Source organism: Microcystis sp. LE19-41.2A, from assembly GCF_027530405.1.
Lineage (GTDB): Bacteria > Cyanobacteriota > Cyanobacteriia > Cyanobacteriales > Microcystaceae > Microcystis > Microcystis aeruginosa.
On record NZ_JAPZQJ010000187.1, the window covers coordinates 1 to 9,113 of the forward strand.

Annotated in this window: 9 protein-coding genes; 3 read left to right on the plus strand and 6 right to left on the minus strand. The window is 42.3% G+C overall.

What is annotated here, in order from left to right; genetic code table 11:
* Positions 1–174: 174 nt before the first annotated feature.
* The 3 genes from truB to O9290_RS08475 all read right to left on the minus strand — a co-directional run bounded on the left by truB (position 175) and on the right by O9290_RS08475 (position 4,070).
* Positions 175–1,056, minus strand: a complete 882-nt coding sequence (gene truB, locus O9290_RS08465) for a tRNA pseudouridine(55) synthase TruB (protein ID WP_002763851.1) — start codon at positions 1,054–1,056, stop codon at positions 175–177.
* 280 nt (positions 1,057–1,336) lie between these two features.
* Positions 1,337–2,371 carry a tRNA (adenosine(37)-N6)-threonylcarbamoyltransferase complex transferase subunit TsaD gene (gene tsaD / locus O9290_RS08470; protein WP_288055518.1) on the minus strand — a complete coding sequence of 345 codons (1,035 nt, stop codon included), beginning with the start codon at positions 2,369–2,371 and terminating at the stop codon, positions 1,337–1,339.
* Positions 2,372–2,498: 127 nt separating this feature from the next.
* Positions 2,499–4,070 carry a hydantoinase B/oxoprolinase family protein gene (locus O9290_RS08475; protein ID WP_002798925.1) on the minus strand — a complete coding sequence of 524 codons (1,572 nt, stop codon included), beginning with the start codon at positions 4,068–4,070 and terminating at the stop codon, positions 2,499–2,501.
* 261 nt (positions 4,071–4,331) lie between these two features.
* Here O9290_RS08475 and O9290_RS08480 point away from each other — a divergent pair, with 261 nt between their 5' ends.
* On the plus strand, positions 4,332–4,514 hold the full coding sequence (locus O9290_RS08480; protein ID WP_002763844.1) for a hypothetical protein: 183 nt from the start codon (positions 4,332–4,334) through the stop codon (positions 4,512–4,514).
* On the opposite strand, the gene O9290_RS08485 is transcribed toward O9290_RS08480, so the two are convergent.
* On the minus strand, positions 4,515–4,970 hold the full coding sequence (locus O9290_RS08485; RefSeq protein ID WP_288055522.1) for a response regulator: 456 nt from the start codon (positions 4,968–4,970) through the stop codon (positions 4,515–4,517). It lies immediately after the preceding gene.
* A gap of 789 nt (positions 4,971–5,759) precedes the next feature.
* Between O9290_RS08485 and O9290_RS08490 the strand changes: the two genes are divergently transcribed.
* Both O9290_RS08490 and O9290_RS08495 read left to right on the plus strand, forming a co-directional pair.
* Positions 5,760–6,341, plus strand: coding sequence for a DUF1997 domain-containing protein (locus tag O9290_RS08490; RefSeq protein ID WP_012265857.1), 582 nt, complete (start codon positions 5,760–5,762; stop codon positions 6,339–6,341).
* An 8-nt stretch (positions 6,342–6,349) separates the two neighbouring features.
* Positions 6,350–6,700 carry a Rieske (2Fe-2S) protein gene (locus O9290_RS08495; RefSeq protein WP_288055525.1) on the plus strand — a complete coding sequence of 117 codons (351 nt, stop codon included), beginning with the start codon at positions 6,350–6,352 and terminating at the stop codon, positions 6,698–6,700.
* 338 nt (positions 6,701–7,038) lie between these two features.
* Here O9290_RS08495 and O9290_RS08500 read toward each other — a convergent pair whose 3' ends face one another.
* Positions 7,039–7,851, minus strand: coding sequence for a DUF362 domain-containing protein (locus tag O9290_RS08500; protein WP_288055528.1), 813 nt, complete (start codon positions 7,849–7,851; stop codon positions 7,039–7,041).
* A 15-nt stretch (positions 7,852–7,866) separates the two neighbouring features.
* Positions 7,867–8,862 carry a tRNA dihydrouridine(20/20a) synthase DusA gene (gene dusA / locus O9290_RS08505; protein WP_288055531.1) on the minus strand — a complete coding sequence of 332 codons (996 nt, stop codon included), beginning with the start codon at positions 8,860–8,862 and terminating at the stop codon, positions 7,867–7,869.
* Between the last annotated feature and the right edge of the window lie 251 nt (positions 8,863–9,113).

Consider the following 9,113-nt stretch of genomic DNA (forward strand, 5'->3'; position numbering starts at 1 on the left):
GAACCCTTATATAGAAAGGCATTTAGCGATTTTTGTCAATTGTTTTTGCTCTAGAGCGAACTAATCAATTAAGTCTCTTGCCAGATAAGGATTTAGTCGATTTATGCCCCCCTATCGAACCATACCAAGTAACGAAGAACCAATAACTTTTTCAGCAGACCCTAATTATTAACCCTATTGCTGAATAACTATTTTAGGCTGTAGGTAGTATTCATCTTCTCTGACAACTATCTCACCAATGCCGATAAATTGAGCTTCTAAAGACTCCACGGCAACCAGAGAACCGATCATAACATTTGTATCGGTTAGATTAATTTTTCTGCCGTGAAACCAATCGATAACTCTTTCTGATGTCAAAGAAATCCAGTCTAGATGTGCCAAGGCAATGCGAGGTGAAATTAAACCCTCGGAATTAGCCATTAAAGCTTCCAGATTAATACTATCGGCTAATTGAAAACCACAGCTTTCCGTGCGAGTTAAACTGGCTAAAGTGCCACCCACAGCTAACACCTTGCCCAAATCTCTGGCCAGGGAACGGATATAAGTCCCCGATCCACAGTGAATATCTAGCTCTATTTGTGGAAATTCGCCCTCTAACCAGTCTAAAACCGTAATTTGGTCAATTTTGACCTGACGAGGCTCCACTGCGATTATTTCCCCTTTGCGTGCCAATTCGTAGAGACGGCGACCATCCTGGTGAATAGCACTATACATCGGCGGAATCTGGGCAATATTGCCAATAAATTCCGCTAAATGCGGCTTAACTGCCTCTAAAGTTAAATCGGGCCAGGGACAAGTGGCGATCGCTTTTCCGGTAATATCATCGGTATCGGTGCTGAGTCCTAACTGGATTTTTGCCCGATAAGCCTTATTTTCGGGTAAATAGGCCAGTAATCGGGTGGCAGCCCCGACGGCGATCGGTAAAACTCCCGTAGCCATAGGATCTAAAGTTCCGCCATGGCCGACTCGTTTTGTCTTAAGAATTTTTCGGACTTTGGCCACGCAATCGTGAGAAGTCCAATCGGGGGGTTTATTGAGATTTAAAAAGCCAAACATTATAAATTATGAATTATGAATTATGAAGTGGGGTGGTGGGGTGATGGGGTGATGGGGAGAATAGATAAAAGCAATCTCCTCAATTCTGAATACTGAATACTGACGGCTGATATCTAAAAATCTGACGTATTAAGTAGGGAGGCGCAATTATTTATAGGATGGGTTAGCGGTAGCGTAACATGATCGGGCGTTGGGCTTCATGCTGAAAATAGTTAAAACCCTACACCCTACACCCTACACCCCACACCCTGCCCCCACCGAAAACCTTTTGCCGCAAACCCTACTTATATAATTGCATAACTTCGCTTAAAGGTAAACGGGAACGAACACCGATAGAAAGGTCAGAAAAATGACCAAGATCATAATGATCAACGGCAGCGCGAGCAATCATAGCGGCGTTATCGGTACAGAGTTTAAGCGGCGGAAAATAGACGGTTAAATGATGATTTTTGGCGGCAGTTTCCAGATGATTTCTTAAGGCACTATTGGCCGCAACTCCTCCCCCGATCGCGATAGTTTTTAAGCCATAATCTAAGGCACAATTGATTGTCCGACGGGTTAAACTTCTGGCTACCGTATCTTGAAAACTAGCGGCTATGTCAGCTACAGGTAAATTATCTGGCTCGAATTTCTCTACTAAGCGCAAAACAGCAGTTTTTAAACCACTAAAACTGGAATCGTAGGCATGAAAACCGCCGGTTGGTAAAGATATTTTACCCTCAGGCAAGGGAAAAGCTTGCGGATTACCATCTTTAGCCATGCGATCGATTATCGGACCTCCGGGATAACTTAAGTTTAATAATCGTGCCACTTTATCAAAAGCTTCTCCGGCTGCATCATCTCTAGTGGTTCCTAATTGTTGATATTTACCGCAGGCCTGCACATGGATTAAACTGGTATGACCCCCAGAGACTAAAAGAGATAAAAAAGGAGGTTTAAGATCAGATTCAGCGAGATAGGAAGCATAGATATGACCTTCGAGATGATGAATGCCGATAAAGGGTTTATCGTGGACAATAGCGAGGGTTTTGGCTGCCGTCATTCCCACCATTAAAGCACCTACTAAACCGGGAGCAACTGTGGCGGCTATTCCATCAATTTCTGACCAAGTTAAACCCGTTTCTTGCCAAGCTTTTTCTAGACAAAAATTAATGGTTTCTAGGTGTTGTCGGGAGGCCATTTCCGGCACAACACCGCCATAGAGACGATGGAGATCAATTTGAGAAGAAACCACACTACTCAACACCAGGTTATTGTTAACAATAGCCACAGCCGTTTCATCGCAACTGGTTTCGATCGCTAAGATAATTGTCATAAATTAATCAGTAAATCGTCAGACACCCCCCTTATTAAGGGGGGATTAAGGGGGGATCCATCTTTAATTTAATTATAACCACTTACTTAATTTTGCTTAGGTACTTAATTAAAATTAAAGTTATCGTTCAGCAATTTCCATAGCCACCACCGCCGGGAGTTTCAATAATAAAAATATCACCAGGGTTCATTTCTACAGTAGCAGTGCCGAGCAATTCTTCGATAGTTCCATCGTTTCTTTCCACGGCATTACGTCCTATTTTACCAGCTTTTCCTCCCGCTAGTCCAAAGGGGGGAATCCGGCGATTACCCGACAGAATATTAGCAGTCATAGCCTCTTGAAATTTAATTCTTCTAATTACACCATCACCTCCAGAATATTGTCCCTTACCGCCACTATCGTGACGAATGCTAAAACTTTCTACTAACACAGGATAGCGCATTTCTAATACTTCCGGATCGGTGAGACGGGAATTAGTCATCTGGGTTTGTACGGCAGCAGTTCCCGCAAAATTTGCCCCCGCACCAGAACCGCCACAAATAGTCTCATAATATTGATATTCTTGATTGCCAAAAGTGAAATTATTCATCGTACCTTGGCTGGCTGCTTGAATGCCTAAAGCACCGTATAAAGTATTAACTATTGCCTGGGAAGTTTCCACATTTCCCGCTACTACGGCCGCTGGATAAACGGGATTAAGAAAACAGCCAGATGGGATAATTAAATGGAGGGGTTTGAAACAGCCAGCATTTAAAGGGATTGCCTCCTCCACAAGGGTACGAAAAACGTATAAAACCGCCGCTCTTGTCACTGCTAGGGGTGCATTAAAATTATTATTTAACTGGTCAGATGTGCCAGTAAAATCGATGGTTGCTTGACAATTATCAATATCTATGCTAATTCTGACCTTGATGACAGCACCGTTATCCAGATAATAAGTAAATTCACCATCTTTCAGGACAGATATAGCTTTTCTCACCGCTAATTCCGCATTATCTTGAACGAACTGTTGATAGGCTTTAACCATAGCTAATCCGTAGCGCTCAACCATATTATGTAATTCTCTTTCCCCCTTGGCATTAGCGGCTATTTGTGCCTGAAAATCGGCAATATTTTGGGCGATATTGCGTGCAGGAAAAGGACTATTAGTTAAGTGATTAATTAATTCTTGTTCCCGAAACTGTCCCGCCGCTACCAGCAAAAAATTATCGAATAAAATTCCTTCTTCGCTAATATGGACAGAATGGGGAGGCATAGAACCGGGGGTAATTCCACCGATATCAGCTTGATGTCCCCGGGAGGCAAGATAAAATAATATTTCCTGATTTTGGCGGTCAAAAATAGGACTAATTACTGTGACATCCGGCAGGTGAGTACCGCCATTATAAGGATTATTAGCCAGATAAACATTCCCTGGACGAATCGTCTCACCTTTATCCTGAATTAAGCTTTTGACACTATCGGACATAGAACCTAAATGGACGGGAATATGAGGAGCATTGGCGATTAAATTTCCTACCTCATCAAAGATAGCACAGGAGAAGTCTAGGCGCTCTTTAATATTGACACTTGCCGCCGTATTTTGCAGAGTAATCCCCATTTCTTCGGCAATAAATTGATAGAGATTTTTAAAGATTTCTAGATAAATAGGATCGGCAACGGTAGTTATTTCTGTGCGGTGAGAATTGAGAGGGGACATAGGAAAGTCAGTTATCAGTTATCAGTTATCAGTTATCAGTTATCAGTTATCAGTTATCAGTTATCAGTTATCAGTTAGCTGTCTATTGTCTTTTTTCTCCTCCTGTCTCGGAGTTTACCGTCTGCTCACCCAAGAGAAGATTTTTGATTTTTGCAGGAGATCTAGTTACCAGTGATCACTGGCTGTTCACTGTTCACCGATCACTGTTCACTGATAGGGGCTGACTGATATATAATCGCAGTCAGTACCAGAGGGTGAATTATGGATAAAACCAGCTTGATCGATAAAGTGCAACAAATGGCCAATAAACGGGATTATTTACTGCAATTGCGCGATAAACCCGACATTGGGGGTCTGAGATTAGACGTTAATCAAGCTCTTGAGGAGTTGGATGAATTACTCGATGAGTTTCAAGCAACTTTTCCCGAAGAAAAACTTAGTTAACTATCCGACCCGACGGAATTGAGATTTGTCCGATTGTGCTAATTTTCCCAAGTCATCGATCGCTTTGATCAGATCTTGGGAAGATATATCTTTAGGGCAGTATAGATCAAAGGCTGTAGTTTGATTATTTTTTTCCATTAGAAGATTTGCCAAGTAACTATAGGCGATAATGCGGACATAAGGGTCGAATTGTTTGATCTGAATAGCGGCGCTCTGTCCATTTAAGACAGGCATCCGTACATCTAAAATAATTACATCTGGTTGATAAATTTTCGCCAAGGCGATCGCCTGTTGACCATTAACCGCAATTCCCACCACCTGACGATGCGGCTGCTGGGAAATTAAGGTCTTGAGGACTAAAGAAGTTAGCTCGTGATCGTCGGCAATCAAGACTTTAATTGTCTCTCTCGGCTTCATGATTATTTTCCTTTCCCTAGAGGTCTCACTTGTTATCATTGTAGAGCCTGTTGATCTTTTGGACTTAACTTCACGACACTTCCCATCTCCCCATCACCCATCTCCCCAATTCATAATTCATAATTCCCCTACTCGCTTCTCTCTTTTCCCTTCTCCCCAACTCCCACTCTGCAATAACTACTGGCAGCCAGAAATACGTTCGTTTTGTATCACACTTTGTGCTTTTTGTCAAAAAAACTTTTTTTTTGCAATAAAACTACACAAAAAAAAGATCATCGTTGTCGGTGAAATTGACTAATTTACCCGTTTTAATTAGGATTACCTTGTAGGTGTGGCAAGGGTTTCAACCATTGCTGCCCAAAAAAGCACAAAATAGCCCAATATGAAATTATATCAAATCGCTGTAACCATGACAACATCGTTGTTAAATAAAAATTTTTCTCAATTAATTCTTAAGAATTTGTAAATATTGCGGAATGTTAATTTAAATATTCTCAAGCTGTTGGAGTCAATAGATAATTTTTGCTTATCTTTGTCGGAAAATAGAACTCCTGGAAAAATCCAACATCTACCATTGGGCTAGAATTCTCCGAGTCAGGAGATTATTTTTATTTATTCTTCCCACTTCATAATTCATAATTCATAATTCCCCTTCTCCCCCACTGTTGACTTAAAACCCCCCACTGATCACTGAAAAAGGCCTAACTTTGGGCAAAAATCTGGTTTGTGTCCCCTCTTAGCGATAAAATTTCTACATCTGGACCGTCGAAAAGTATAAGTTTTGTAAAGTAAAATTAAGAAGGGAGACAAATTTAAGATAGCCAACTTATGGAAGTAACTTTTACCGCTGCCGAATCCCTAGAAATTGTTGTTGCTGAACAAACCATCCCGATTCAGCATTATCTGCGTCAACCGCAAAGATTAGTACAGGCTATCGTTGAGACTAACTTAACGGAACACTTGTCCGAGAATCGGTTTCGCCTAAAAATGCGTCCCCTAAACTTCTTGAATATGTACTATTTTCAGCCCACGGTTATTCTTAATGTCTGGGCCACCTCTGAGGGGACGATATTTTTGCAATCAGAAGACTGTCAGATCAAAGGTATTGATTATATCAACGATCGCTTTAGCCTCAATGTTAAAGGCAAACTCGCTCCTGTGGAAAAAAATAATCAAACCTATCTAGCGGGAAAAGCCAATCTTGAGGTGAAAGTTGCCCTACCACCGCCATTATGGTTAACCCCGCGTCCGCTGTTAGAAATCGCCGGTAATAGTCTCTTAAAAGGGGTTTTATTGCGGATTAAACAGCGTTTAATGAGTCAATTGTTGCAAGATTACCAACAATGGGCCAAACAGGACATTATTGCCCAAAATTACCCCGAAACCATTCTCGATCTCTCCCTTAGTTAAATAAAAATATGAGTTGGACAAAAGTATTATCTGTAGATTCCCTTGTCCCCGGCGCCCGTCAAGTGGTAAAAGTGGGGGACAGTTCCATTCTCTTGATTAACAATAACGGTCAATTCCACGCCGTCGGTAATCGTTGTCCTCATTTAAAATTATCGATGACGAAGGGCCAAATTACCGAGGATGGCGCGATCGTTTGTCCCTGGCATCGTAGTTCTTTTGATCTCTGTAGTGGTGCTGTCAAAGACTGGATTACCTGGCCCCCTGTGGTTAACAAAGCGATGGCGGCAGTTTCTCAACCCCAAGCTTTACCCGTTTATCCCCTTCGCATCGAAGACGGCAGCATCTGGATAGACGCTTGACATCCTCACCGAGGGGGGTTTTGGGCAACCTAAAGAGCAGTTGCTTTAACCGACAATGGTTAATCTTTGAGAATGCCAAACGCTACCTCGCTCCCTTCCGTAAAAACCCAGTTATGGATTGTTCCCCTACCCCGCTCCTAGGGTTGATTCCAGGTAGGGTTGATTCCAGGTAGGGTTGATTCATGAATCAACCCTACCCCGCTCCAGTGATCCCCACTCTCCTGTATATTTTTTAAACAGGATTGCGCGAGGTCATTCTGTTATTCTGACTTCCCCTCCTGACGACCGGCTCCTGACGACCGACTCCTAACCCCACCAAGAAACTTTTTCAGCAAACCCTAATTGGTTCCGTTTAAAAGTTGAGAACGAAGCAAATCGATCGCCTCTAAATAACTCGGCATCGGTTCATCACCTAACAGACAAGCACTGCGATCCACGCTAATCATATCATCACCCCAAAACACTTGACCGAGAGGAATAGATTTTCCTCGATCCGGTCGCCAATTGCTACTAAAATATTTAAGATTAGCGTCCACCACTGCCCCATCAAAAAGATGACCGATACAAAAATAAACATCCTGTAAAATTAGCGGTACGGAAGGGCGATGTAATTGCCCCCGCGAGTTGGGACTACGGGCTTTATAATGACTACGGGGAAAGAGTCCATAGAGATTTTTTAAAGAAGCAGAAATCAGGGGTTTATCCTTTAAATGGGTGCGTTTTAAGGTTCCAATCGTGATCCGACAATCCACTTCTTCGATAATTTTAGGGGCAAACATCGAGGGAAAACGGACAGGAAAAGGGGAAAGATTCGGATATTCTTGCTGGGGTAAACTATCAGCATCAAGAATAGTTATTCCAGGATCGAGAATAGATTTTACTCCCAAAATATCGATAATTTCTCTCAAAGAAATAGCCGAACATACTCCCTCTACCAAGATAATTTCTGCTCCGGGATTTACCCCTCTCAATCCCCGCAAAACTTGACTTAATACCGGCAGACTAACCGTTACTGGTGGTGGCACAGGATAACCTAAATTAGGTTTAATTAAAATACGTTTAGCTGTGATAGCTGCCGGGGGAGGTTGATAAACAAAATCCGCCATAGCTGAATTTTTTACCCCGGCAGTAATTGAGGATTGGGTAATCATAGAAAAGAAAATAAATCAATGGGAAATTGACAGATTAGCCAGATCATTTAGGGAGTTCACCTGCTGTAAAGCTTGCCAGATTACCCCGGAATCGGCCCCAGGAAAATGGCTATTTTCACTAATATAACGCTTCCAGGCCTTAGTTCCGGGCTGACCGGCAAAAAGCTGTAAAAGATGTTTGCTGATCTGGTGTAATTTATAACCTTTACTCACCCACTCATCGATGTAGGGAAGCATTTTTTTGATTACTTCTTCCCGGGTAGGAGGAGTAACCGATTCCCCATAAAAATCTCGATCGACTGTGGCAAATAAATAGGGATTATCGTAGGCTGCCCGACCGATCATAACTGCATCTACTAATTGTAAATGTTGTCTAGCCTGTTCTAAATTAATGATACCGCCATTAATTTCAATAAACAAATGGGGAAACTGATTTTTTAGGCGATAAACATCATCGTAACGCAGGGGGGGAACGGTGCGATTTTCCTTGGGACTTAATCCCTGTAACCAAGCTTTCCGCGCATGGATGGTAAAACGTTGACAACCCGCATCTGCGACAATACGGACAAAATTGGCCATATTTTCGTAACTATCCTGATGATCAATGCCAATTCTCTGTTTTACAGTCACGGGAATCGATACAGCTTGATTCATTGCCGATATTCCCCTAGCGACTAATTCCGGGTTAGCCATCAAACAAGCGCCGAAATTGCCCTCTTTTACCCGAGAACTAGGACAACCCACATTGAGATTTACCTCGTCATAACCCATATCTTCGGCTATTTTAGCGCATTCTGCCAAAAGATAGGGATTATCACCCCCTAACTGTAAAGCTAGAGGTTTTTCTGCTAGGGAGAACCCCAGCAACTTATAGCGATCGCCGTGTTTGATCGCCATCGTCGTGATCATTTCCGTGTAGAGAAGGGGACGACGGCTAATTTGTCGCCAAAAATAGCGAAAATGGCGATCGGTATAATCCATCATCGGCGCCACACTTAAAATACTGCCCATTTTCCCCTTGATTTTTTCGCTGATCGGGACATTCTCTGGTGAACCCCAGAGAATAACCAGTCTTCCTCTCAACATATTTTAAAGCTTTTTGGTAAGTAGGTAGGCGTTAAAAATTATCAGACACCACCCTTATCAAGGGGGGACTAAGGGTAGGGTTGATTCATGAATCAACCCTACTATGAATCAACCCTAGGACTAAGGGGGGATCGAACCTAAAATCTATTTTTAATTTAATTATAACCAGCTACTTA